Below are 539 nucleotides of genomic sequence, written 5' to 3'. Positions count from 1 at the left end.
CTGCGGGATGTTCGGCATAATTTCACCTTTCTGAGCGTTATCCATGGTGGCGGCAATACGTGGATCTTTCGCAAGTTCATCCTGATAGGACTTCAGCGCTACTGCACCCAGCGGTTTGTCTTTATTGACCGCTTCCAGACCTTCGTCAGTCAGCAGATAGTTTTCGAGGAACTCTTTCGCCAGCTCTTTGTTCGGACTGGCGGCGTTAATACCTGCGCTCAGCACGCCAACGAACGGTTTAGATGGTTGACCTTTGAAGGTCGGCAGTACCGTTACACCATAATTCACTTTACTGGTGTCGATGTTGGACCATGCCCACGGGCCGTTGATAGTCATCGCTGTTTCGCCTTTATTAAAGGCAGCTTCTGCGATGGAGTAATCGGTGTCTGCATTCATGTGTTTGTTTTTAATCAGATCAACCAGGAAGGTCAGACCCGCTTTCGCGCCAGCGTTATCCACGCCTACGTCTTTAATGTCGTACTTGCCGTTTTCATACTTGAACGCATAACCCCCGTCAGCCGCAATTAGCGGCCAGGTGA

Annotated in this window: 1 protein-coding gene; it reads right to left on the bottom strand. The window is 50.3% G+C overall.

Translation table 11 applies throughout. The features are described from left to right. The coding region (malE, locus tag ACLO87_RS16980) for a maltose/maltodextrin ABC transporter substrate-binding protein MalE (protein WP_430224369.1) at window positions 1-539 on the bottom strand (539 nt) is incomplete at both ends.

Source organism: Paenalcaligenes sp. Me52 (genome assembly GCF_050487965.1).
Lineage (GTDB): Bacteria > Pseudomonadota > Gammaproteobacteria > Burkholderiales > Burkholderiaceae_B > Paenalcaligenes.
Note: the sequence above shows the minus strand (reverse complement) of the source record. Positions and strands in the feature narration are given on the sequence as shown.